This window comes from Nostoc sphaeroides (assembly GCF_003443655.1).
GTDB lineage: Bacteria > Cyanobacteriota > Cyanobacteriia > Cyanobacteriales > Nostocaceae > Nostoc > Nostoc sphaeroides.
This window is the reverse complement of record NZ_CP031941.1, coordinates 1,865,822-1,889,098: the sequence shown is the minus strand read 5'-3', so window position 1 is coordinate 1,889,098 and position 23,277 is coordinate 1,865,822. Positions and strand designations below refer to the sequence as shown.

Sequence of the window (23,277 nt, the reverse complement as noted above, 5' to 3'; positions counted from 1 at the left end):
CTTTACTTGATTTTTCGAGTTTAACTGATTTAGAAGCTTGGTTAGCGCAAAATCAAAGTTAATGTAGCAGAATTGGGGAATTTTCCGAGTCAGAATAGTTTCTAAAATTAAAGCAAAAGCGATCGCTACTACGGGCGTCAATACTACTCGGTTAAGCATTTTGAACTCAGAATTTGGTTTGGGGAAAAGGTTAAAGGGGAAGGGTTAAAACAATTCGCAATTCGCAATTCGCAATTCGCAATTACGTTTTGTCACGGGGATTTAGACCCCGACACAAAACGCGCTGCTTGATAGAAGCTCTTGACTTAAACCCCTACCACTTGTTAAAGGTTTTTTCTTTCCCTTTTCCCCTTCCCCTTTTCCCCTTAACCGAGAAGTATTGCTACGGGCGTAGCTGTGGCACTATTCTCTGAAATCATACAGGCGATCGCTCATTACTAAAATTTGTGTCCCCCCTCTTTGCCACCGGTGCAAAATCGGCATAGTAAATAATCCCCACGCCAAACCTGTAATCAACCCAAAAGGCGTAACCAGATAGTTATTAAAACTCCACAAACCGAAAATCTGTGCTGCCAATTCCAAAGGATAAGCCATCATTAGCACACTAGCTAAAGCCGCACCACCCCAGCCATACTGATTCAACCAGTAAAAACCTTTACCACCAGTTACCCCATACAACAGACGAGTAATCAGCAAACCCGTGACAGTGCCGTAGCAGCGCATACACACAGCCATAATAAACGGTGGTGCTAAATCTAACCCCATATCTGGTTGCGGACAGACATGATTACCCATGAAATAAATGATGTCGGCAATCCCAGGAAGCAAAGACACTCCAGACGCAGCCAAAAAGGGAGCGATAGGCGGGCCAAAAACCATCCCTACCAACAAGAAATCAGCAATCAAACTTACCCAATTAACCTGCAATTCTTCACTGAAAGCTACTCTTGTCATCTCCCTTTCTCTGCGCCCTCTGCGCCTCTGCGGTTCGTTCGTTCTCTTAACCTACCTTATTTACATAAGGACTTGTCAACTTATCCAACTGCTGAATCAACAGACTCAAGAATAATCCCACATCTGTCACCACACCCACCGATTCTACAGAACCGCGATCGCTTAACTTAGTTACCACAGCTGGATTAATATCTACACACACCATTTTCACCCCCGCCGGAGTCATATTTCCCACGCCAATAGAGTGCAGCATCGATGACAGCATCAAAATCATCTCCGCACCTTCTAGGTGTTTAGCATATTCCTCCTGTGCTTGAATCAAATCCATTACGGTATCAGGCAAAGGCCCGTCATCCCGAATCGATCCCGCAAGCACAAAAGGTACATTATTGTGGACACACTCATACATCACGCCACTTTTAATTGCTCCCGCCTCCACAGCTTTATGAATGCTGCCATAACGGCGGATACTATTAATTACCTTCAGGTGATGGCGGTGTCCACCATGCACGGCGACACCCCGCTTCATGTCTACACCCAAGGAAGTGCCCATGATATTTTGCTCGATATCGTGAACTGCGATCGCATTACCACCCAGCAATGCTTGCACATATCCTTCCCGAATCAGTTGCGCCAAGTGTTCGCCGCCACCAGTGTGAATCACCACCGGGCCAGCCGTGACAACTACCTTACCACCCGCATCGCGGATTTTACGTAATTCCCAAGCTACTTGCTCAACAACCAATTCCACGCGCCGTTCGCTAGAAACCCCCGCCGACATAAAGCTAAATTCTTGGGTGCTGCGGAGTTCGCGTGATTCAGTTTTGCGGATGGTGCGGATACCTAGCACATCTACAATTACTCGTTCGCCAACTTTTAAATCGCGTAGTATTTTACACCGAGCGACAAAGCCATTAGCAGTTTGAGTAATTGCGATCGCGCCATCCATGCGTTGATTTTCCACCTTCACCCACTGGCCATTAATTCGCACTTCGGTGGGATAAATTGTACTGACGTAGAAATCATCGGGCGCAACACCATCTTGAATTACCGGCTCAAGTTTAGCGTCTCGCTCATCATGGGGTAAATCTACAGCACCCAAATCAATCAATCGGGAGATGATCTCTTCCATCACCTCATGGGATGGCGCTGATACCCTAACCTCGGCGGCTGAGGTACTTTGGCGCTGTTCTCCCAAGTTAAAATTCAGGACTTTGAAGCTTCCCCCAGCGTCTATAATCAAATCCAAAGCGCGGTTAATTAAGCCTGCGTCGAGCAAGTGTCCCTCCATGCGAATGACACGGCTTTCTACCGAGACATTGGCATGAAGTTCATCTCTAACTGGTTCTGTTACCCGCAAAGTTAAGCATTTAGCTGCACCGCCAGCTTTGAGAAATTCGGTAAGCGGTGTTTCCAGCACTTGGAAACCTACATCTGCTAGGCGGGTTTTCAAAGCATCACTCGCCTTGTTCATGATGACGATGCTATCTACATTCACCGCATTACAAGCGAAGTTGACTGCATCAGCCTCTTCAAGTGCGATTCGCTTTTCGGCTGCGACTCGCATTTCGATTAAGCGGTTGGAGTAAGAATCAAAAGCCCCTGGATAGTATAGCAAATAGCCATTTGCTAGGGGACAAAAACAGGTATCCAAGTGATAAAAACGTTCGTCTATGAGTCGCAGGGATAGCACCTCTATATCCAGCCATTTAGCTAAATAAGGGTGAGAATCTAATTCTGAGCGGAAACCGTATCCCGCCCATAACCAGCGTCCTTCTCGATCCAGGAGTGCATCCCCTGCTCCCTCAAAGGGCAAATCTTTGGGAAGTTCATTGACTGTATAACCATTTGCCTCAAACCATTGTTTGAAGAAAGGCTCCTCTCCCTGACGTTCTTTGTGTAAAAAGCGACTGAGGACGACATTAGTCCCCAGTACTAAGCCAGCGTTGGCGGTAAAAACCAAATCTGGCCAACCTTTTTCAGGTGGTACTAAGTCTACAATGGCGTGTTGTTTAAGGATCTGGTTTAGTCCCTGCCACTGTTCCACGGCGCGATCGCGCGATGACTTGTGAATATTCCCTTCCATCCAAGGATTAATCACATAGTCTACATCGTAGTGGTCAGGAGGGCACATCAAAAAGCGAATACGGGAAGTCATAAAAATCTTACAAGCGTTTTATATGCTACAAGCCTACTTGGGATCAGATTTTCGATTTACTGACATTCGGTAAAATCTGTTACTAGAGCTTCTATCTTTTGATAGTTGACGGCTTTACAAAGGGTTCGTTATTAATTCTATTACTGGAAGATGGTAATAAGTAGAGAAGGTGGCAAAAGTCATTAGTCATTGGTCATTTGTCATTAAGTATTCTCCCCCTGCCCCCTGTCCTCATCATTTTTGGGCGCGATCGCTAGTACAGCGCGGCGTAAATAAACAGACCATTCAAAATCAACGGAACGCTTACTCTGTCTTAATTTTGAATTTTGAATGCGTGAATTTTGAATTCCGCCTTGCGATCGCTAGCTTAGTCTCCTCGATATACCAGACTCAGCATCTTCGGCTTGTTTTCAATTTTACACAAGGGCGTATTTATACTATTTATATATAAACTTTATGAAATCTTTTTGTTTTTAACACAATTATTTTACATTTAGTCCATCTTATAATATATTATGAGATGGCAAATAAAAGTAATCGATTGTAATATAGCAATCCTAAATCATGTGTGAGAAAATACTTAAACTATAAGCGTAGTTTTAAACACTCCTTTATGACTTAATTTGGAGGCTAGAGTTATATATATTGCATAATATTATATAGCTTAAAAGTAAGTTTAATAAATCACGTTGTATATCTCCGTATATTCTCATAAATTATTTAGGATTGCTATATATGGAATAATTTTGCTAAAAGTTGCAAACTTATTAAAACTCATATTAATAAGAGAAATTTAACTCAAAATCTACAATTTATAAATTTTAAATTAACCTGAAACTGAATTTTGCGGTTGACCAAAAATAGTTGTAGGGTCTTGGAATATATTTGAGAGTAGCATTAGAAGCAAAATGTCTTTTAAGAAACTATTCTGATAGTAAAATTATACCAACATTTACTAAGCTCTTGAGGAGATTGAAAAGTACATGAAAAAGCAATTCTCACAGAACTGGTTTATTTCTCAATCTTCACTACGTTTTTTAATCATCATCCTATTAGTAATAGGTGTATTTTTTCGCTTCGTCAATCTTGACAAAAAACTTTATTGGGGCGATGAAGTTTTCTCATCATTACGCATATCTGGCTATACGCAGTCAGAAATGAATGAGCAGTTAAGTAATGGTAGTTTGCTCACTATAGAAGATTTGCATAAATATCAGTATCCAAATCCTGAAAAAAATGCAATTGATACACTTAAAGGGGTTATGTTAGAAGACTCACAGATTCTGCCACTATACCTTGTAATGAACCGGTTTTGGGTAGAGTGGTTTGGCAATTCTGTAGCAGTGACGAGAAGTTTTTCGGCATTTATTAGTCTGCTTACCTTTCCTTGTATTTATTGGCTATGCAAAGAATTGTTTGAGTCTTCACTAGTAGGGTGGATAGCGATGGCGTTGGTAGCCGTTTCACCTATTCATGTCGTGTATGCACAAGAAGCACGAGCATATAGTTTATGGATAGTAACCATCTTAATATCGAGCGTAGCACTGCTGCGAGCTATGCGTCTTAAAACAAAGGTTAGTTGGTGCATTTATGCAGCAACGTTATCATTAGGGTTTTATACTCATCTATTTTTTACATTGGTTGCTTTTGGGCAAGGAATTTATGTAATTGCAATCGAACGCTTTCGATTGAGTAAAACATCGATTTATTACCTGATTTCATCGCTTGCGGGGTTTCTAACTTTCGTACCTTGGATTTGGATTATTATTACCAACCCTCAACCAGAATCAGTAAGTTGGGCAAGTGCTAAACAAACATTTTTTGCGTCAGTTGCAAGGTGGGCTGGGATATTTAGTCGTACCTTTCTTGATTTAGGTATTAGCCCTAGCGATCCAGGAAAACTTAAGATTGCCTTAATTCCTTTCATTTTAATTATTTTAGCTTTAATACTCTACTCAATTTATATTATTTGTCGAAGAACCTCTAAGGAAGTTTGGTTATTTGTCTTAACCTTGATTGGAGCAGTAGGGCTTCCCCTACTGATAGGAGATTTCGTCTTTCAAAAACGATACGCTACTAGTCGATATACACTTTCCTCCGTTTTAGGTATACAGTTAGCTGTTGCTTATTTATTTAGCACTAAACTCACCTCTATTTCTACTAAAGTTTGGCAAAAAAAGCTCTGGTCACTTGTAGCCTTTATGGTAATCATTGGTGGAATCATATCTTGTACGATCAGTTCTCAAGCCCAGATGTGGTGGAACAAAGTACCGGAAAAAAACCAAGAATTGCCACAAATTGCTCAGATTGTTAGTGAAGGTAATAAACCGCTTTTAATTAGTGATGCTAGCATAATTCCACCAATACAAATTCTTGGTCACTTAGTTGATCCAAAAGTCCGATTTCAACTTGTCAAGAAAAATCAATTACCAGAAATTACTAATGGCTTTACTGACATATTCTTATTTCGTCCCTCTGACTTCTTAAAAGCTGGAATTGAGAAAATTTATAACTCAAAGTTACAGCAGATAAACGACTTACTCTGGAAAATAACAAAATCCACCTAAACCGAAGATACAGGCATCTGATTGAGCAAATAGTCATTGGTATTAATGACTAATGACTAAAAACTCCATCCCGCAAGTGGCGTGGAGTTTTTTACTGTTGACCGTTGACGGTTCACGAGTTTTCAGTCAACAGTCAACAGTCAACAGTCAACAAGCCTAATAAGTGGCACAATTAAAGCCAAAATATACTTTAATTAAATACACAATTAAGTATATAGTTATACTGCTGCCTCTTATGTCATCGCCCCTTGAGCGCCCGCTAAAATTTGAACTTAGGCTGCCATCTTCCCATCCGCAGTTATTAGAAGGACTAGATATATGGCTGCGTTTAGGTTTGATATCCGATACCCAAGTTAGGCAGCTATGCCGAGAATTCCTGGTGTGTACGGTGGTATTGCAACCCCAGCCGGAAGCTGAAACAAAGGTAGCTTTTGTACCTTCCGATTCAGTGCAGCAGTTGCCCGTAGCAGCTTTACAATCTAGTAGCCGTAGACAACCGCAGCAAAAACCAGCTAAACCCAACTTTATCAGCACAATGTTGCAGTCTTTAGGGGCAGAACTGAGTGTGCGTTGGCTACTTTTTCTAGGAGTATTCTTAGTAGTGGTGTCCTCTGGGGTACTGGCTGCGAGTCAGTGGGAGAGGTTTCCGGCTTCTGGACAATATGGAGTTTTATTTGCTTATACTTTGACTTTCTGGGGATTAAGCTTTTGGGCAACTAGGCAAAGCAACCTGAGATTGACGGCTCAAACTTTGCTGATTGTCACCCTTTTGTTAGTCCCAGTAAACTTTTGGGCAATGGATAGCTTTCGGTTGTGGCAAAATCCTGTGGATTGGATTGTAGTTGCGATCGCCTGTCCTACCCTTACTGCTATAACTGTTTTACTCTCCAAAAATCGCAGTATTTTTCCCAATTTACTTACCGGGAAATTACCTCTAATAAATATTCTGGCGCTGAGTTATCTGCATTGGGGTTGGCAATTAAAAGGATTTCCCTTGATTGCCGTTTATGTGGCAATGATCGGCACAACTATTATTACTGTTTATCACAATTACCAACAGCCTAATTCTATCAGTGAGGAAAATCGGCATCGATTAAGTATTAGTTTACCTGCCACTGTAATTATTTATGCTCTGATAGTGCTGCTAGTTCGGGCGATTTTTGTTGCCAAGGTAAATGTCACACAGTTGGGGTTAGCTATTGGCATTTGCGGCTGGTTAGTAACTTGGTTAGCACAGAAGGGGGAAACAATTCAAAATTCAAAATTCAAAATTCAAAATTACTCTCCCTCATCTCCCTCATCCCCCTCATCCCTCTTACTCTGGGAAAGACTGGGCGGTACTCTACTCTTCTTGGGTTGGCTGGTTTCGGTAGTAAATTATCCGATGTCAGCGATCGCTGTAAGTGCTTTGAGTTTGTGGTTTGTGGGGAATCGCTTGCGGCAGTACAGTTTAAAGCTAGACTTTGCAGCAGTTTTCGTCATTGGCTTGCAGACAATTTGGTTAGGTTGGCGATTAGTACCTGATAGCTTACAGAAATTAGCGATCGCAATTAGCACCCAACTCACCAATTCTCAAAATGAACCTTGGGCGTTGCTGAGTATAGCTTTATTTCCATACATAATTTTGATGGTGGCGCTCACAGATAGATTGCATCGCACCGAAAAGCGAGAATTGGCTAAATTTGGCGAACTGCTCACCCTGTTATTTGGAGCTTTTTTAACAACTTTAGCGATCGTAAATCCCGCATTGCGATCGCTAAATCTGCTATTTTCTACCATCACTCTGGCATTCGTCACTCAACGCCGTTCCCCCGCATCCCTTCCTCTGATATATCTAACTCACATCATGGGAGTGCTGACGTTTTGTTTTACCATTAATTGGTTATTACCAACCCTGAGTCAACCAGCCTGGGCAAGTATTTTATTAGCTCTGATGGTTGCAGAATGGGTATTTAGCCTTAGTGAAGGTTTATGGCGACGTAGTGCATGGGACATTGGTTTAGGATTAGCCGCCGCTAGTTTTTTTGTATTGTGGATGAATGCAGAATCATCTTGGTATGGCATAGCTAATGGACAAGCTTATTGGGGAGTCTTATGGCTAGTTACGCCTATAACTCTCACGGGTGTTGCCAGTGCCACAATTATAGAGCGTCGCCTTACTAGCCGTTACTTGAGTGTATTGGCTGTGGGAGTTGCCCAGTTACTGACTTTACAGCTACCAGAAACCAGATTAATCGGTTTGGCTGTGGGTACGGGATTGATGTTCGCAAATACGCGCTATTTGCGAAACCAAATATCTGCGGTAATAACAGAAGGATTTCTTCTAAGTTTCATTGTGGCGCTGTTATGGGTAGGCGCACCTGGCTTACCTCGCCTCGCGCTAGGAGGTTGGTTTGTCGTCGGAGCGATCGCAATCCTAATTTTATGGTTAGCGCAGACAGTTTTGAACCGACGCGGTAACGAATTAGCAATTATATATGCAGCCGCCAGTGATAAATGGGCGATCGCCTTGTGTGGTTTTGAGTTGTTTGGTTTGACACTACACTCAATCCTAATTTACTCAGGGTTTATTACTTCTGGATTTTTGTACTTAGCTGCCACTGCAATCACCTTGACAGCTATTGTTTATCGCAGTTGGCGGCAACCGACAAATTGGGCATTTTATGGCATCGGTTGGTCTTTAGAATTGTTGACTGCCCAGGTGTTGGGATTTGGGGAACATTCAACTGTTAAGATAGCGATGCCTACGGCGGCAAGCTACGCAAATATCGCTTTAGGTTTAATCGCTCAACTTGTCGGCGAGTGGTGGCGACGACGACATCAATTAGAAAGGCTTCCTAGCAGTTTTCACATTTTGCCATTAATTTATGGTGCATTCAGTGTATTGCTGCGGGTGAACACCTTCACCGAGTGGACAGGTTTGTATTCCTTGGGTGTAGCTTTAATTATCATTGGCGTGGGGCGACGGCGCGAAGACTTTAAACCCCTGCTGTACTTAGGAATCATTGGCGTATCCATTTCTGCTTATGAACTTTTGTTCTATCAAATGTTACAAGCTTCAGGAGGAGGATTAGGTGATGGATTGATTGCCATGTCTGCCCTTGGCGCAAGTATCATGTATGCTTACCGCATCCTGTCGCCTTGGCTAGTTGGCTACTTACGCCTAACTCCCCAAGAACTGAAAGGAATTGCTCATATTCATTGGGCTTGGAGTAGTTGTTTATTAATGGCTGCCATTCCTCTTCCCATTGGAGTTAACCGTTTAGTGGGATTGGGAACTGGAGTATTTTTGATTCGCTATGCCATCTTTCAGGGACGAAATTCGCAGACTTCCCCCAGCATTTTCGGAGGAATCACAATAGCCGAGATGTGGGTTTACCTTGGCTTATTAGAAGTAGCTGGGATGAGGGTTTATTGGCGCGAGACAGCAGTGGGAAAATTTTGGGCTGGGCCATTAGTTCCTTGGAATGGTGCGATCGCCTGTGTGGTAGCCTATTTTCTGTACATTCTACCTTGGGAAAATTGGGGTTGGTCTAAAAAACCTTGGCAACAAGCTGCATACATCATACCACTGATAATTTTATGGGAAACTAGACTGCAAACTTACCCGATTACCTTAGTACTCGCAGCTGGATTCTACATCTTCCTTGCAAAGGTGGGTGAAAACATCCGTTTTACTTATGTTAGCGTGGCGTTGATTGATTGGGCGCTTTACCGTTGGTTTGATTCCTTACGCCTAACTGATGCTTTGTGGTATGTAACACCAATTGGGTTATCACTGCTTTATATTGCTCAAGTAGATACCCAACTGAAGCTACCAGAGTATAAAACCGCTCGTCACATTCTGAGAGTATTAGGTAGTGGTTTAATTTGTGGGTGGGCAATTTTATTTGAGCAAAACACACCCTGGATACCGGGAATTTTCAGCCTCATCGCCATTTTTGCCGGATTAGCTTTGCGAGTGAGGGCTTTTCTCTACATTGGTACAGCGACTTTTTTAATCACTACAATCTATCAATCAGTCATTTTTAGCTTGCAGTACTCCTTTTTAAAATGGGTTGTAGGCTTGCTAGTTGGCATCTTACTAATTTACATCGCCGCTAACTTTGAAACCCGTCGCGCTCAAATAACTTCCTTAATTCGTAGCGCCATTGATGAATTTCAATCATGGGAATAGTAAGCTAAAGATTAAACTAATTAAACAGGCGATCGCAAGTCAAATTACCTGACTTTTCACGTTATGTGGAAAAGCCACGAAATACCTAACCCCCTAACCCCCAACTCGTAGCGGGAAGGGGGAAATTTCAAAGTCTCTCTCCTCTTAGGAGAGAGATTTAGAGAGAGGTTTTCCAGATCCCATGAAAAACCGTAGCCGTTTGAAACAGCATTACCTAATTGGGTTAAAAGACTTAAAATATCGAAAAACTTCATGGACTGTCAAATTACCACATGAACAATCTTTTCAATAGTATTAATCGTCCGACCCAAAATGTCTAAGAAATCTACAGTATCATTTATTTCCTGGATTTCTTGATTTATCGCTTTAATGCCATCTTCAAAACCTTTCTCATTTTGCTCCAGTTGGTTGACTAGATCGGCGGCAATCTTGTTCCTGTCTGTGTCGACACACTTCTTCAATCTGAGACGATATTCTTTAAGTTTTTCTTGATGTTCTGGAACGGTAAATTTACTGTCAATACCAGGTTTATTTAACTCAGTATTTATCTTACTGATTGTTTTGAAAAATTCATCCAATGCTTTCTTGTTATCGATATTAGGTGCTATCTCTGACATAAAATTAATTCTCCTTTGGTTTATTAGTTATTTTTGATTCCTTCGGCTACATTAACTAGGGAATTGATATCAGATAAAAGTTCATTAGCGCGTGCAATAGTAAATTTATCTTCTAGGAGCAGCTTAAAAGCTTCTTTGAAGTCTTTGGCTGATTCACTAGCATCATTCAAAGCTTCTATCGAAAGTGTCATCGTCAATATATTCCGCCGTCTTTCTATCCATGCGTCAGGATCGCTAATTAGATCGGCAGCCGTATAAGGTCTGAGGAGTAAACGATATTCCTGATGATTTTGAATATTTTTTAAATCTTCTGTTAGTTGAATAGTAAGAAGTTTAAGCACTGATTCCTGAAGTTCAAGTTCTTTATAAATTGTTTCTTTCCTCTGCTCTAATTCTTTTCTCAACGCACCTTTAATTTTATTACTCAATATTATTTTAGGAATTTCAGATAAAGCAGAACCAGCTCTGTCAGAGAAAACAGAATTACCTTTAATATCAGTGCTGACATTATTTAATTGAGTGAATATATCCTCAGTAACTTCTTGTGCTTGTATTGGAGCATCCGAAGTTGCTAGATTTTCTAAAGCAATAAAGTAGCGTTGGAGTAAAGCGGTATGTTGGCGCATTCGTCCAATTAACATAAGCCAGTCCTTATCTTGTTTAGTAAAACTCCTATAGTATTCTTGACGCTTTTTGACATCTTCTAAACGGTTACGCAGCAAACTTTCCGAATTTGCATCAACAGCATAATTTCCTGATGTAACTAATAAAGTATCTAGTGCAGCTGCATATTCTTGTCCAGCCCTGGCAAATTTTTCATATTCTCTTAGAGAAGCACCACAGGCAACTAATGAAGCTCCAATCAAAGAGATGATTGATGCCTTAATAACAAATTTAGATTTGATAGTAATCTCCTTTCTAAGCATAAAACGTACAATTAAGATGTTTGAAAAGTAGGAATTTAAGTAAAAAAATCTCAGGGCATAAGCTTGATACAAGTAAATCTGTGATGATTCAGAATGGAATCAACAAACCCGGAAAAGGATTCATATTGGCTTCCCCTCGCGCTATTAGTAAAATCGCTGTTATTTCTTTCTCCACTCCCAAATTAGTCAATTTCGGAATTTTGCGATCGCATTAGAAATTTTTTTCTAAACTCGATATCTTTCACTAGCAGCATCAAGTAATTTATCAACTGCATTGGCATATTCATTTCCTGCTTTGGGAAATTTTTTGTATTCATAAGTTGAGCGACACCCTGTTGTTAGCGTTGCAATTACTGTAAATACAACGACGGTTTTACAAAAAGTCTTTTTCATCAACTAATGATTGTTTGCGTTCTTATTAACTTTGGAGGTTAACGTTAATACCATAAACTTACCTGACTTTTTACGTTATGTGGAAAAGCCACAAAATACCCTAACCCTCTAACCCCCTTCCCGATGCAGTAAGGGGGAAATTTCAAAATCTCTCTCCTTTTAGAAGAGAAAAATAGAAGTGAGGTTTTCCAGATCCCGTGAAAAGTCAGATAAGCTTACCGGAAGCAAAACACTGCTAATTGTGAATAGGAAAAAGCAAATTTGTTTGACCTATACACAATATAAAGTTGGTTACGTTAGTTGAATTCCTATCTGATTAGCACGGAGATGAATAATTTGCGCCAGTCTAGTTTGTGTTATTATTGCAGTTTGATCGCCTTGCCATTTTTGGTAATTAGCACGAACTGAGTCTAATTCTTTCTCTAAATCTTCTTTACTAGTCATTGCCATAAGTTTGCTTTCAATTGGGTTAGTACTGTTAGGACTGGGATTGGGTTTGCTATTTTCATTCGGAATTATAAAATTCATAGAGCCTCCAGAAGGATAATATTAGGATTGATTAACACAACTATTGAATGCATCTTTACTTAGCGTTGCGCTATTAGTAAAATCGCTGTTATTTCTTTCTACACTCCCCAATTAGTCAATTTCGGAATTTTGCGATCGCATTAGATATTTTTTTCTAAACTCGATATCTTTCACTAGCAGCATCAAGTAATTTATCAACTGCATTGGCATATTCATTTCCTGCTTTGGCAAATTTTTTGTATTCATCAGTTGAGCGACACCCTGTTGTTAGCGTTGCAATTACTGCAAACACAACGACGGTTTTACCAAAATTCTTCTTCATAAACTAATGATTGTTTGCGTTCTTCTGTACTGTTCTGTGCATTTCTAAAAGCCTCCCACAGGGTATTTCCATAAATCTTTCATCACCTCATTGGTACGCGGTCAGTAATATTACTGTTGGCGATAAGTTATAGATTAAATGAGAAATTAATTTTACACATCGGACTTTTCTGCTTATGTGCGTGCAGTTTTCATCTCTGGAAAATGCACTCAGGTGATCGCCTAAGTGCAGAAAACTGTATAATTTAGGAGTTACGCATTGACAGAATAACAAAATAGTGAATTGATAAATAAGCTAATCGTCATTCATTTTTCCAGACTGATTCGCTTGTAGTAAGGGCTACCCTGCGGGAACGCTTTGCGAACAGCCCTGGTGTTATGCAACTTAAATGCTCATTAGCTTATAGGTTTGAGTCGATACGGTTTGCATAACCGAAGTGAAGATGAGGGGGATGAGGAAAATTAGGAGGATAGGGAATAAACATAGGAGTCAAAAAGAATTGTTTTGACGTAGCATTCCTACGTCAAAACAAGGGTTCTAGATAACGCATATTTAATTTCTGGAAATGTCTAATACAAAGACTTAATCCACTCCCATTCCTGTGTCAAACCCTCTCTCAAGGAAACTTGCGGCTGATATCCAAGAATTTTCTGCGCTTTAGATACATCAGCAGCCGTGTGACGGGCGTCTCCCATCGCTTTTTCTATATGGTTTCTTTTGATAGGTTTCCCAACAATTTCTTCAATCGTATTTAAGACTTCTGCTAAAACTACCCTGCTACCGCCACCGATATTAAAGATTTCTCCCACTGCAACGGGTGCGATCGCTGCGGCTAAATTAGCGGCGATAATATCACTAACAAAGGTAAATTCTCGCGTTTGCTGTCCATCGCCGTAAATCGGAATCGCCTCATCCTGCAAAATCGATTTAAAGAACTTATGAAATGCCATATCTGGGCGCTGTTTGGGGCCATAGACTGTAAAATAACGCAATGTCACACAGGGCACACCAAAGTTTTTGTGATATAGTTCACATAAAAACTCCGATGCTAACTTCGTAATGCCGTAAGGAGAAACCGGTTGAGGGCAAATTCTCTCATGGGTAGGTAATGTTTCTGCATCACCATATATACTAGATGAAGAGGCAAAGACTAACCTTTTCAGGTGTTTAGCATCCTTAGCTGCTTCTAGCAAAACTTGTGTAGCATTAATATTGCGTTCTGTATAACCTCGAAAAGCTTTACCCCAACTTGCTCTAACACCTGCTTGCGCCGCTTGATGGTAAACTATATCAACATCTTTTAGGAGTTTGTGCCAATCTAAAAACTGCATATCTCCTTCAATTAATGTAAAGCCAGGTGACTGATGTAAGTGTGCAATATTCTTACGCTTTAACATCGGATCGTAGTAATCATTGAATTCATCAATCCCGATCACTTCTTCTCCTTGTTGCAGCAATGTTTCTGCAAGATGAGAACCAATAAACCCAGCAGATCCAGTAACAATAATTTTAGCCATGTTGCCTATTTTTTGATATTTTCATTAATCTCCATATTCACAGGTTAATACTTGTAACCAATAATCGTCATTACCTGAAGATGATTTTTTTTACTCAATTATTGAAATACTTAAAAAACTCATCATAAATACTTAAATATTATCCTTTGATTGGAAAAATATAAGTATATTTATTTACTGATTGCAATTAATAAAATTTCTAATTATGCTAATTCACTAAGTTGGATTTTAAAAATAAATACAGTAAAAATTCAATAGCTATATTTCTTCGGCGTTGCAGAGAAAGCAGAATGATTTGGCAACTTCTAAAATTCCCCCCTACCTCCCCTGCTCCTCAGCCTTTTTAATTACAGCAGATTGCAAGTTGGTGAGGTACAGATAATTGTAAGGGCATGGCAGTGCCATGCCCCTACCTCCGTACCTCATTTACCTGAAATATGCTGTATCTGACAATTCAGGTTATGTGGAAAAGCTAACGATTAACCTAACCCCCTTCCCAAAGCGGGCAGGGGGAAAATTCAAAGTCTCTCTCCTTTTAGGAGAGAGATTTAGAGAGAGGTTTTTCAGATACCGCTCAATTGTCAGTTTTAATCATGAGAGGGCTTGCATAAGTGTAAGAATTGATGAAAAAATTGATCCGCGAGAGCGCTAAGGCATTCTCGTTTCGCAAGGGACACACGAGGAAATTAGTGAAAGTTTTAGTTGTAGGTAATGGGGGGCGCGAACACGCTCTGGCATGGAAACTGTTGCAATCTAAGCAAATTGAGCAAGTTATCTGTGTACCAGGCAATGGGGGCACAGCAAGTATGGAACGTTGCCAGAACTTGCCCCTAGCAGTAGATGATTTTGAGGGTATAAGCCGATATGCTCTCTCAAATGGGATAACTCTGGTGATAGTTGGGCCAGAAGTCCCCCTGTCTAAGGGAATCACAGATTACCTCCAAGACAAAGGATTGATGGTATTTGGCCCAGTCAGAGCAGGAGCGCAAATTGAGGCGAGTAAAGCTTGGGCAAAAGCCCTGATGCAAGAAGCGGGAATTCCAACGGCACGGGCTGCGGTATTTACACAGGCGGTAGCAGCCAAATCTTACATTAAATCTCAGGGAGCGCCAATTGTCGTCAAAGCTGATGGCTTGGCGGCTGGTAAGGGCGTAATAGTAGCTGAAACAGTTGCACAGGCTGAAAGTGCCGTTGATGCAATTTTTCAGGGACAATTTGGCAGTGCTGGTGAATTTGTCGTCATTGAAGAATGTTTGATTGGGCAAGAGGTATCAGTTTTAGCGTTAACGGATGGGTTAACAATTAGACCCTTGCTGCCAGCTCAAGACCATAAGCGGATTGGTGACGGCGATACGGGAGAAAATACTGGTGGCATGGGAGCATACAGCCCAGCACCCATTGCTACGCCAGAGTTGATGGCACGCATTCAAACAGAAGTCTTAGAAAGAGCGATCGCCACCTTACGAGCTAAAGGCATTGATTACCGAGGTGTACTGTATGCTGGATTAATGATTGCACCCGATGGCGACTTGAAGGTTTTAGAATTCAACTGTCGCTTTGGTGATCCTGAAACCCAGGTGATTTTGCCACTGTTAGAAACACCCTTAGAAGAGTTGCTTCTAGCCTGTGTACAACAGCGATTGAGTGAATTGCCGCCCATTGCTTGGAAAGCAGGAGCATCAGCCACTGTCGTTGCAGCTTCAGGTGGTTATCCAGGAGAATATGAGAAAGGTCAGGTCATTACCGGCATTGATGAGGCAGAGGCAACCGGAGCAACTGTATTTCATGCAGGTACGAAATTGAACCAGCAACAAGAAGTAGTAACAGATGGGGGTCGGGTATTAAATGTGACTGGAATTGGAGAAAATTTTCAGCAAGCGATCGCCCAAGCCTACACTAGTATCAAACATATTCAGTTTGAAGGGATCTATTACCGTAGAGATATTGGGCATAGAGTGGCGAGTGGGAAGCAGGGGGAGAATCCATAAGCGATCGCCTGATGTTTGTAGTTGATCTGCGGGTGATTCTTGCGTTGCAAATGCAGCCTAATGTCAGCTTAAAGCTGGCGCTAATTTCCATGACGCAACGAGGCTGACTTATACTTAAGCTATGCCCAAGTTAGACATTATCCATAACGCGGTAAAAAATGCACTGATAAAGGACGGTTGGGTGATTACAGACGATCCCTACATAATTCAGTATCGAAGAACAACATTATATGCTGATCTCGGTGCTGAACGTCCCATCGGGGCTGAACGAGATGGGCAAAAACTTGTTATTGAAGTGAAAAGCTTTGTTGGTGCATCAAAGATACAAGATTTGAAAGAAGCTCTCGGACAGTATGACATCTACCGTTATCTTTTAGAGGAAACAGCACCAGACCGTAAACTTTACCTTGCTGTTGGTGCGATCATTTATAAAAGTTTTTTCAACCAGGATGTGATTCAACTCATCCTCCACAAACATCAACTTCCACTTATTGTTGTCGATACAGAAACAGAGCAAATCACACAATGGATAAATTAACTGAGTATCCCAAGATAATTAAGCGTATCCTGACAGAGTATGTAGAACTATGTAACCGTCGTCATAACCGAGACATGGAAACATTCTTGATTATTGATGAGCCAAAGGGTCACTATATCTGGATGAACCTTGGTTGGCAAAATGGCGAACGCATTACTGGTATGACTGTCTACGTTCGGATTCGAGATTGCAAATTTTGGATTGAGGAAGATTGGACTGAAGATGGAATCGCAACTGACCTAGTTCGTGCAGGTGTTGCCAAAGAAGATATAGTTTTGGCATTCCATGAGCCTAAGATGCGGCAGTACACAGATTTTGCAGTAGCATTGTAGCGATCGCGCCCTCTTACAATGGGGTATTTAAGACAATAGAAGTATTTTGCTACTGATGCCCAATGCCCAATGCTCAATGCCCTAACATATTTGTCAAATTACTGTTAATTTTTTAGTTGTTGGGCTTTATAACAAAGACTAATAACAACTTTATTTAAGATGCTAAGTCTGTTAAAAACAATTCGACATGCGATCGCTAGTTGGTGGTCGGAGTTCACACTCCAGACCAAATTATTGGCTGTGGCTACAATGGTAGTCTCATTGGTGATGAGTGGTCTGACCTTCTGGGCTGTGAATACAATTCAGCAGGATGCGCGGATGAATGACACCCGCTTTGGCCGCGACTTGGGGCTGCTACTTGCTGCCAACGTTGCTCCCCTAGTTGCTGACAATAATCTGAGTGAGGTTGCCCAATTTTCTCAACGCTTCTACAGCAGCACCTCTAGTGTGCGTTATATGCTCTACGCTGATGAAACCGGGGAAATATTTTTTGGCATTCCTTTTTGGGAAGCTGAGGTAGAAAACTCCCTTACCATTAAACGGCGAATCCAACTACCAGAAGATTACCCTGGTGATGGGGAAAAGCCGATGGTGCGGCAACATACAACCCCAGATGGGATAGTCACCGATGTATTTATTCCCCTGATCGTCAATAAAAAATACTTAGGTGTATTAGCGATCGGTATCAACCCCAATCAGACTGCTGTCATTTCTACCAATTTTACCCGCGATGTCACCATTGCCGTTTTTATCACCATTTGGGTAATGGTGATTTTGGCAGGAGTGATTAACGCTTTGACTATCACCAAGCCCATTAAAGAACTGTTGGTGGGGGTGAAGCAAATTGCTACCGGGAATTTTAAGCAGCGCATTGATTTACCTTTAGGGGGAGAGCTAGGGGAATTAATTTTAAGCTTTAATGAAATGGGAGAGCGATTAGAGCGCTATGAAGAACAGAATATTGAGGAACTGACCGCAGAAAAAGCCAAACTAGAAACCCTAGTTTCCACAATCGCAGATGGTGCTGTGTTGATTGATAACAACATGCAGGTGATTTTAGTCAACCCCACAGCGCGGCGAATATTTGGCTGGGAAAACGCTGATGTGGTAGGCTGCAATGTGTTACATCACTTGCCAGCATCAGTACAAATGGAAATCACTAGCCCTTTGTACGAAATGGCAGCAGGCGAATGTGAAAGCGCCGAATTCCGAATTTTTATTAACCAACCCACCCCGCGAACGATCCGCATTCTCTTGACTACAGTACTCAATGTGCAAAGGGAAAGTATCAAAGGCATTGCGATTACCGTCCAAGATATAACGCGTGAGGTGGAATTAAACGATGCAAAAAGCCAATTTATCAGCAACGTTTCTCACGAACTGCGAACGCCTCTATTCAACATCAAAACCTATATTGAAACCCTGCACGACTACGGCGAAGACTTAGCTTTAAAAGAACGCCAAGAGTTTCTGCAAACAGTCAACCATGAAACCGATCGCCTAACCCGCCTAGTTAACGATGTTTTGGATTTGTCAAAACTCGAATCTGGTCGCAACTACAGTTTCGATGGTGTAGATTTAGCCCAAGCGATCGAGCAAACACTGCGTACTTACCAACTCAATGCTAAAGATAAAGGTGTTGAACTCCTTCAAGAAGTTGCTCCTAATTTGCCGCTAGTAATGGGTAATTATGATCTGTTAGTACAAGTGTTTGGTAATCTAATTGGTAATGCCCTCAAATTCACCAAAGCAGGTGGTAAAGTGGCAATCCGCGCTTACCGACTAGATTTTAAACCCAGTCACACCCAATCTGCTCCAGTACGGATTGAAATTTCCGATACTGGAATTGGCATCGCCACAGAAGATCAACACTCAATTTTTGAACGCTTCTTCCGCGTAGAAAACCGAGTTCACACCCTAGAAGGCACGGGTTTAGGTTTATCGATTGTCAGAAATATTATTGACAGACATCGTAGTAAAGTCCATCTAGTGAGTGAAGTCGGCATTGGCACCACTTTTTGGTTCGACTTAGCCGCCTTTGAAGAAAAAGCGCTACCGATACAAGTTGAACCTATTGCGGAAGCATCCAAAATCACCACAACTTGAAGGTTAGCGATCGCGCATATCTCGTTCCTCGTTCCCATGCTCTGCATGGGAATGCTGATTAGAGGCTCTGCCTCCAGTTAAATATTGAGTCTCTGGCTCAATGAATGCATTCCCATACGGAGCATGGGAACAAAAAAAACCTCATCAAGCTAGGTTTTTAGGACTTGTGTGTACACCGTGGTTATAAAGGAGAGGGAGGCTAGAGACAAGATGAAGTTTTGCATTTTATTTAATCACGTTCCTAAGTTACCAGACTGAAGAACAAACAGGCCAATAATAAACCCAAAAGTAACAGCAAAGCCTGATTTTGTTTTACCCAAATTTTCACAGTTACCGCAAAACTGTTAGTGTAACGCTGCTGTTGCAACTCTAACTTTGTCTCTTCAATATTTTGGTAGAGGGTACACTCTTTAGCGTATGGACGCTGAGGAAAATTGCAAGTATCATCAGCGTGATAAGTGCAAGTGTCGCATAGATACCCACCCCCAGTAGCGCGGTGCAATGGAATACCGGGATGACCGTAAGCTTTGAGTGTCGTCCGGCAATAGGGACAACTAATAGCTTGACTATCAACGAGTTGATGGCAGTGGGGACAAGATACAGTAGCCAAAACCTTTAGCGCAAATAGGTTGAGTAAACTCTTTGATTCTAGCCATTTACAGGAGTAATGGGGAAATACATGCGTAGCCTGTTAATTTTGAATATGGCTAGCTTTTCAAATTGGTTATTTTATCAGTAAAAGTACTACTTTAATGATGAATTTTTAGATTTGTCTAAGTGATTTCTATCACTCCAAATAATTAAGGCTATGCCATAATCTAGCAAATATGAGGTTTTGTCCCAAGTCCAATAATTATTTAGAGGTAGAAAAATATTGCCTTTTAATCCTGAGCTATGCCGTAACGAAAGCGAAGTTGAAAGCAAACTCATAGTGCAATATTTGCTACCGCAGCTAGGTTATACTCCTGACACCTGGCATCAAGAGGTTGCCGTTGGTAGCATCCGCTTAGATTTTTTAGCATTTGCTGCACAAGTGATTCCCTTTGTCTTAGATGCCAATTCGCCCTTAAGTGTCGTCATGGAGGCAAAGCATCCCAAAAAAAACTTAAATCATCATGTCCCTCGACTCAGGCATTATTTAACCAGCTTAAATGTCAGGTATGGATTGTTGACTAATGGCAAAGAGATTAGAATTTATCAAAAATTACAGACTGATATTCAATTAGTATTTCAATGTTCTGGCAAAGAAGTTGAGACTAAATTAGAGAATATTAAAGGTTTAATTGGTAGAAACAGTTTGCAGGAAAAATCTATCCAATTTAATTTGGATAATAAAGATATTCAAAGTAATAAAATACCAATTCAAGTTATTTCTGATTTTAGTATTGAAACCAAGAGGCAACATTCAATGAAAACAATTGCAATTTACCATCATAAAGGTGGCGTAGGTAAAACCACAGTTGCTATTAATTTGGCAGCAGCCTTGAGTAAGAAAGGAAAAAGAATTCTTCTAATTGATATAGATGCTCAAGCTAATACAACTTTTGCTACTGGTTTAATTAAATTTCAATTTGAAGAAGATGATGATTTGAAAGACCGCAATGTTTATCATATATTAGAACAAGGTAAAACTAATTTTATACCAGAGATTGTTCGGAAATCTCATTTTTTTAATAACCCAGAAATTGATGTAATTCCATCACATATAAGCTTAATTGAAAATCAATCTAACCTTGTCGGTTTCGCTGCTAGTCGGTTTCGGCTATCTAGAAAATTAGAAAAAGTCAGAAATGATTATGATATTGTAATTATCGATACGCCACCATCCTTGGATCTCTATGCTGAAGCGGCGCTGACTGCTGCTGATTATTTAATAATTCCTTCAGACTTAAAACCATTTTCTAATCAAGGTTTGATAAGTGTCAAAAATTTTATTCAACAAAAAATATCTGAAAATAGGGAAGGTGAAGGTCAAGCACCTATCAAAATTATGGGCGTGCTTCCCTCTAAGATATCAACTAATGCTCAATATCTTAAGTATAATTTAAATAAGCATAAAGGTGTGATTACTGACCGTTATGAATTACCTCTTATGGATAGTACTATTTCTGAAAGGACAGCTTTTTCAGCTTGTATTAACAGAACTATACCATTAGGAAATCTGGAGATTCCCGATCCTAAATCTATTTTAGATTTTGCTGATAACGAACCTTCGGCAAATATAGCTGCTGCTGAATTTGAGTTTTTAGCTGTAGAAGTTCTAAGAAAAATGGAGATACAATAATGACGAAGTTTTTGATGGTAGATGTTGAAAGTGTTAATTCCAATGTTCCGCGTTCGCAATTCTCAGAATCTGATTTAAATATGATTGCAGATATGATCTTAAATTCTGGTGGAATTGTAAAACCTTTAGTACTTAAAAAGACTGGCTTTGAAAAATATGAAGTAGTGAATGGTCATTTTGAATACTATGCTGCCGTAAGAGCTAGTGAAAAAAACTCTATTGCTGGTGAAATGGTTAATGCATTGATTATTTCGCCAGAGAAAGAGGAAGCAATATTAAAGCAAGCTGCTGCCCTTAGAGGGGTCGAGTTTTCTAATCAACCAGTAAATCCCATAACTCAAACAACAAATTTAGAATCATCGCGTATAGCAAATCTGGAATTGCGCCTTGAGAAACAACTCAATGATTTTAGGTCAGAATTAGCACAAGAAAGAGAAAGGGTAGAAAATAAGCTAAATAAAATTCAAAGTCAGATACCCAAGCAAATTAGACCTTTAGATGTATTTAATACTCTAAGTTTATCAGAACTGACTTTGAGATTGGTAAATGCTGGTTTTAGCAATCAAACAGCCACTAAGGTTACTGAAAGTGTGGAAAAAGAACGTAATAAAAAACCGTTTGCATCTTTGAATGATGTAGTTGCACGGGTAAAAATTACAAGTGGGAAAAGACAAATTAAAGGTATAACTAGCGATAAAATGATTGCTATTATTGATAGCTGGTCACGTACCTTGTTTATTTAAAATTTAGTCACATCTTAATTGCAAGAATAATTCGGGGCTAATATGGATAGTCTGGAATCTAAAATTGTTGAAATATTAAAACGTGGTACTCCCCTAAGAGCAGTAAAAATTGCTGATATGCTGGGAGTTGAAAGACGGGAAGTCAATCATTACTTATATTCTTCATTGAAGAATATGGTTGTCCAAGATAGTGAGTACAAATGGTCATTGAAGACAAATGAAATAGGTAATAATCAGCGTATCCCAACTCAACCACGAACACCTCAAAACCAATCAGCTAAACCTGTAACGCAAAATAACGTATACAGTTTCACCAAAAAAGAAATTCGACAAGATACTCCGATTAAACCACCAATTCTGCCAAATCAATCCTCACAACCCGTCAAACATGAGAAACTGGAGAAATTTCCTCAACAAAATTTTCAACCAAACTCTCAAACTCCATCTTCACAACCTGTAAAGCAAACTAATCCGTATGAAGTTGTCAAGAGAGAACTTGCTCAAGTATCTTCTGAGGAAAAAGTAAAAATTCTAGAAAATGCTTTTAGACAAGATAGATATGCAAAACTGGAAGATGAGCAGATAAATGCGCTCCAATCAATTTTAGAAGAAGCTAGGCGGGAAGTGAATATAGCCAATAGGGCTTATACACAAGGAAAACTGAGCTTTTGGAAGACTAACTCTTTAGCGATCGCACTTGTATCTATAGCATTAACTCTTGCTACATTCTTCGTGATTAGTCAACTGAGATCCAACTCAACTTACCAACCTACCCCAACTATTCCACAAAATAGGTAGATTTTCCAATTTCTTTGCGGTTTCGCGTTAGCTTTTCCATATATACCGGTTCTTGTTTACGTGAGGTACACCCGTAGGGGCACGGCAGTGCCGTGCCCTTACACCTCGCGATATAATGTTGTACCGCATCTGAATGGGAACCGCTATAAGGCAATATGGTTCAGTTAACCCTAAAACTCTTTATCAAAGTCATTTTTTTTAACAACGAACCACAGAGGCACAGAGAGAAGAAAAAAATGCTTAACTGAACTGTATTTCGCTATAAGGGACTTCCAAAAAATAAAATCAGCATTGATTTTTATTGAGTAATCTATTCTTTGAAGTCTCTA

The 23,277-nt window shown here is 40.4% G+C and carries 18 protein-coding genes; 9 read left to right on the top strand and 9 right to left on the bottom strand.

The features are described 5' to 3' along the window. Nucleotides 1-402: 402 nt before the first annotated feature. The gene (locus D1367_RS08590) at nucleotides 403-954 is read right to left on the bottom strand and encodes a DUF2085 domain-containing protein (RefSeq protein WP_118165701.1); all 552 of its coding nucleotides are present in this window, start codon (nucleotides 952-954) and stop codon (nucleotides 403-405) included. A 46-nt stretch (nucleotides 955-1,000) separates the two neighbouring features. Further along, on the bottom strand, nucleotides 1,001-3,112 hold the full coding sequence (gene argZ / locus D1367_RS08585) for a bifunctional arginine dihydrolase/ornithine cyclodeaminase (RefSeq protein WP_118165699.1): 2,112 nt from the start codon (nucleotides 3,110-3,112) through the stop codon (nucleotides 1,001-1,003). Nucleotides 3,113-4,095: 983 nt separating this feature from the next. Between argZ and D1367_RS08580 the strand changes: the two genes are divergently transcribed. Next, nucleotides 4,096-5,679: a glycosyltransferase family 39 protein gene (locus tag D1367_RS08580; protein WP_118165697.1), complete on the top strand. Its 1,584-nt coding sequence runs from the start codon at nucleotides 4,096-4,098 to the stop codon at nucleotides 5,677-5,679. Between the two features lie 235 nt (nucleotides 5,680-5,914). Beyond that, a complete protein-coding gene (locus tag D1367_RS08575; RefSeq protein ID WP_118165694.1) occupies nucleotides 5,915-9,856 on the top strand; it encodes a DUF2157 domain-containing protein in 3,942 nt (1,313 codons plus the stop codon). A gap of 260 nt (nucleotides 9,857-10,116) precedes the next feature. On the opposite strand, the gene D1367_RS08565 is transcribed toward D1367_RS08575, so the two are convergent. From D1367_RS08565 to D1367_RS08545, 6 genes are all read right to left on the bottom strand, one after another. Then, nucleotides 10,117-10,473 carry a hypothetical protein gene (locus tag D1367_RS08565; RefSeq protein ID WP_118165690.1) on the bottom strand — a complete coding sequence of 119 codons (357 nt, stop codon included), beginning with the start codon at nucleotides 10,471-10,473 and terminating at the stop codon, nucleotides 10,117-10,119. Nucleotides 10,474-10,496: 23 nt separating this feature from the next. Further along, nucleotides 10,497-11,399: a hypothetical protein gene (locus D1367_RS08560; RefSeq protein ID WP_118165687.1), complete on the bottom strand. Its 903-nt coding sequence runs from the start codon at nucleotides 11,397-11,399 to the stop codon at nucleotides 10,497-10,499. 225 nt (nucleotides 11,400-11,624) lie between these two features. Further along, nucleotides 11,625-11,792, bottom strand: a complete 168-nt coding sequence (locus D1367_RS30625; RefSeq protein ID WP_181985237.1) for a hypothetical protein — start codon at nucleotides 11,790-11,792, stop codon at nucleotides 11,625-11,627. Nucleotides 11,793-12,083: 291 nt separating this feature from the next. Continuing rightward, nucleotides 12,084-12,320: a hypothetical protein gene (locus D1367_RS08555; protein WP_118165685.1), complete on the bottom strand. Its 237-nt coding sequence runs from the start codon at nucleotides 12,318-12,320 to the stop codon at nucleotides 12,084-12,086. A 154-nt stretch (nucleotides 12,321-12,474) separates the two neighbouring features. Beyond that, complete coding sequence (locus D1367_RS08550) at nucleotides 12,475-12,642, bottom strand: hypothetical protein (RefSeq protein WP_228674592.1); 168 nt, start codon at nucleotides 12,640-12,642, stop codon at nucleotides 12,475-12,477. 569 nt (nucleotides 12,643-13,211) lie between these two features. Then, entirely contained in the window at nucleotides 13,212-14,159 is a 948-nt protein-coding gene (locus D1367_RS08545; RefSeq protein ID WP_118165683.1) for an NAD-dependent epimerase/dehydratase family protein, read from the bottom strand. Nucleotides 14,160-14,848: 689 nt separating this feature from the next. On the opposite strand from D1367_RS08545, the gene purD reads away from it, so the two are divergent. The 4 genes from purD (at nucleotide 14,849) to nblS (ending at nucleotide 19,123) form a co-directional block, all read left to right on the top strand. Further along, nucleotides 14,849-16,147: a phosphoribosylamine--glycine ligase gene (gene purD / locus D1367_RS08540; protein ID WP_118165681.1), complete on the top strand. Its 1,299-nt coding sequence runs from the start codon at nucleotides 14,849-14,851 to the stop codon at nucleotides 16,145-16,147. 121 nt (nucleotides 16,148-16,268) lie between these two features. Further along, on the top strand, nucleotides 16,269-16,685 hold the full coding sequence (locus D1367_RS08535; RefSeq protein WP_118165679.1) for a XisH family protein: 417 nt from the start codon (nucleotides 16,269-16,271) through the stop codon (nucleotides 16,683-16,685). Then, on the top strand, nucleotides 16,673-17,017 hold the full coding sequence (locus tag D1367_RS08530) for a XisI protein (RefSeq protein WP_118165677.1): 345 nt from the start codon (nucleotides 16,673-16,675) through the stop codon (nucleotides 17,015-17,017). Before D1367_RS08535 ends, D1367_RS08530 begins: the two co-directional genes overlap by 13 nt. A gap of 159 nt (nucleotides 17,018-17,176) precedes the next feature. After that, a complete protein-coding gene (gene nblS / locus D1367_RS08525; RefSeq protein WP_118165675.1) occupies nucleotides 17,177-19,123 on the top strand; it encodes a two-component system sensor histidine kinase NblS in 1,947 nt (648 codons plus the stop codon). 241 nt (nucleotides 19,124-19,364) lie between these two features. Here nblS and D1367_RS08520 read toward each other — a convergent pair whose 3' ends face one another. Further along, on the bottom strand, nucleotides 19,365-19,733 hold the full coding sequence (locus D1367_RS08520; RefSeq protein WP_118165673.1) for a zinc ribbon domain-containing protein: 369 nt from the start codon (nucleotides 19,731-19,733) through the stop codon (nucleotides 19,365-19,367). 264 nt (nucleotides 19,734-19,997) lie between these two features. Between D1367_RS08520 and D1367_RS08515 the strand changes: the two genes are divergently transcribed. The 3 genes from D1367_RS08515 to D1367_RS08505 are packed head-to-tail and all read left to right on the top strand — an operon-like array spanning nucleotide 19,998 to nucleotide 22,948. Next, nucleotides 19,998-21,407 (top strand): AAA family ATPase, encoded by a 1,410-nt coding sequence (locus tag D1367_RS08515; RefSeq protein ID WP_118165671.1) that lies wholly within the window; start codon nucleotides 19,998-20,000, stop codon nucleotides 21,405-21,407. Continuing rightward, nucleotides 21,407-22,150 (top strand): ParB N-terminal domain-containing protein, encoded by a 744-nt coding sequence (locus D1367_RS08510; protein ID WP_118165669.1) that lies wholly within the window; start codon nucleotides 21,407-21,409, stop codon nucleotides 22,148-22,150. Before D1367_RS08515 ends, D1367_RS08510 begins: the two co-directional genes overlap by 1 nt. 42 nt (nucleotides 22,151-22,192) lie before the next feature. After that, on the top strand, nucleotides 22,193-22,948 hold the full coding sequence (locus D1367_RS08505; RefSeq protein ID WP_118165667.1) for a hypothetical protein: 756 nt from the start codon (nucleotides 22,193-22,195) through the stop codon (nucleotides 22,946-22,948). Nucleotides 22,949-23,277 lie beyond the last annotated feature (329 nt).